Source organism: Embleya sp. NPDC127516 (genome assembly GCF_044765325.1).
Classification (GTDB): domain Bacteria; phylum Actinomycetota; class Actinomycetes; order Streptomycetales; family Streptomycetaceae; genus Embleya.
Genome location: NZ_JBIWJT010000095.1, coordinates 1 through 2,231, shown reverse-complemented (window position 1 = coordinate 2,231; position 2,231 = coordinate 1). Strand labels below are relative to the sequence as shown.

Genomic DNA, 2,231 nt, shown 5'->3' with positions numbered 1-2,231 from the left:
CGCCAGAACGGCGTCTCGCCATAGAACAACGGCACCTTCGTCCCGTCCCGCCCGTACACCCGATCACCGCGCGACAACGTGTCGCCCACGCCCGGAAGCCAGGTGATCGTCCCGGGCCCCGCGTCGTTCCCGGCATCCGGCGGCGAACCACCCCGACCGGAACCTCCGCCCGTACCGGACCCACCACCCGAACCCGAACCCTGGGGCTGATTGCCGCCACCCGGGTTCTGCGACGGTGGTGGGGTGCCGCCGCCCTGCGGCTTGTTCCCACCACTCGGAGGCGGCGTCTCCTTGTCCGGTCCGGGCGCGGCCGCGTTCACGGAGTACGTGCCCGCGTATCCGAGCCTGCCGTCCACATTCTGCCGATCCACCAGATCCGCCCGAGTCACCGGCACCGCATCCAGCTTCGTGCGGTTCGCCGAGGCGTCGGAGCCGTCGCCGCCGTCGGAGAGCAGAACGGCCGCCGCACCGCCCGCCGAGGCCAGCACCAGGGCCGCCGCGAGTGCCCGCCGCCGACGGCGACGCCGACGCCCGCGTGGGTGCGGCGTGCCGTCCGGGTCGGCAGGGGCCGGCGCGGGTCCCGTGTCGTACTCGTGCTGTGGGGTGTCGATCGAAACCACGAGGCCGCCCCTACTTCTTGTTCGTCAGCGGGGGAACCTTCTTGTTGCACAACTCCATCGCCTTCATCACCTTGTCGTCGCTCGCGTCGAGGGTGATCATCGCGCCGCCCGCGCCGGGGTCGCCCACGTTCACGCCGTTCTCGCGCAGGCAGCTGGTGTGCTTGGCCTGCCATTCCTTGAACTTGGGGTCGTTGGGGTCGAAGTCGCTCTTCGGCTGGAACTTCTCGCACGCCTTCATCGCGTCCTCGGTCTTGGACGACCCCTCGTCCGCGGGCATCGCCCCGATCCGCATCGCGCCACCCTCGCCGGGCTCCGGGTCCGGCATGTCGACGCCGTGCTCACGCATGCAGCTCGCGAACTTCACCATCTGGTCGCGGCGTTGGGCATCGTCACCCTTGCCCGAGCCGGAACCGCCGCCACTGCTCTCGGCCTTCGCGCCGCTGCCGCCGCCCGAGGCCACCTTGTTCTTCGCCGAGCCGCCGCCGTCGTCACCGCACCCGGCCGTGGTCAAGGCGAGGCCACTCGCCAGAACCACCCCGACCGCCAACCGCAGCGCCAGGGTTCCTCCCGATCCTGTGCGCCCAAACCTCGTCATCACTGCCGCTCCCACCTGTAGTCCTACCGTCGGTCGTGTGGCCACCCCTCGTTGTCACCGCCGTGACGACGAAGGATGCGGCAACAGGTCTACGCCTCGGGGGGTTTCCAGGCCGTTACTCGAACCGGTTATCCGGAGTTAACGCCAAGTCGCGTATAACCGGTGGGGTTGGGTTGGAAGTCTGCCAATCCGGGCCAATCGCTCTTTGCCCCCACGCCTTTCCGGCCCGACTCCCCACCTTTCCCCCCGGCCGAAGCGGAGCGACGAGACTGTGCGAGTCCTGGTGACCGAGGACGAGGAACTACCGGCCGATCCGACCGACCGAGGATTGCCCCGGGCGGCGATCGCCGTGGAGGTCGCGTACGACGGCGACAGCGCGCAGGACCCCCAAGTCATCCGAACCTTGCCCGGATCGGGATGCCTGATATGAGCAGACTGCGTGTATGCGTTGGAAGGGGCCCGAGAGGATTCCGGACGAGCGGCCCGGTGACAGGCGTACGGCTGCTATCCCGGGCACTGTTTCGCCGGCCGTCGGCGCGGGCCCGACTCGCGCTGATGTACGGCGGCATGTCGCTCGTTGTCGGCACGGTGTTGCTGGGCATCGTGTACTGGTTCGTCGACCAGCGGCTGTCCCGACAACTACCGATGGCGATGGCCAGGACGTTCGCGGTGGATTCGTCGGGCACGTACGACCAGACCGAGAACGTCACCGGCCGGTCCCAACCCGCCGTGCCGCTGCCGGGCGCTGCGAGCCAATTCACCGTGATCCCCGCCGAGTCCATCCGTCGGGCCATCGACACAGGCCAGGACGTGACGATGAGTCAACTGCTGACCGTGCTCATCGCGGCACTGCTGCTCCTGGCCGCGGCCTCGATCCTGGTCGGCTGGTGGATGTCCGGCCGGGTGTTGCGCCCGGTCCATGGGATCACCGCGACGGCACGCCGGTTGTCCGAACACAACCTGCACGAGCGGATCGCGATGCCGGGCCCGGACGACGAACTCAAGCAACTCGCCGA

Annotated in this window: 2 protein-coding genes and 2 pseudogenes; 2 read left to right on the top strand and 2 right to left on the bottom strand. The window is 69.1% G+C overall.

Going from position 1 to position 2,231, the window contains the following annotated elements:
• Together ACIRL2_RS51330 and ACIRL2_RS51325 are read right to left on the bottom strand one after the other, a co-directional pair.
• Positions 1-620, bottom strand: a pseudogene (locus ACIRL2_RS51330) (hypothetical protein); the annotation flags it as partial.
• A 10-nt stretch (positions 621-630) separates the two neighbouring features.
• Positions 631-1,215, bottom strand: a complete 585-nt coding sequence (locus tag ACIRL2_RS51325) for a hypothetical protein (protein WP_402242700.1) — start codon at positions 1,213-1,215, stop codon at positions 631-633.
• 271 nt (positions 1,216-1,486) lie between these two features.
• Between ACIRL2_RS51325 and ACIRL2_RS51320 the strand changes: the two are divergent.
• Together ACIRL2_RS51320 and ACIRL2_RS51315 are read left to right on the top strand one after the other, a co-directional pair.
• A pseudogene (locus ACIRL2_RS51320) lies at positions 1,487-1,594 on the top strand (response regulator transcription factor); the annotation flags it as partial.
• Positions 1,595-1,782: 188 nt separating this feature from the next.
• A partial coding sequence (locus ACIRL2_RS51315; protein ID WP_402242701.1) for a HAMP domain-containing protein occupies positions 1,783-2,231 on the top strand: 449 nt, incomplete at its 3' end.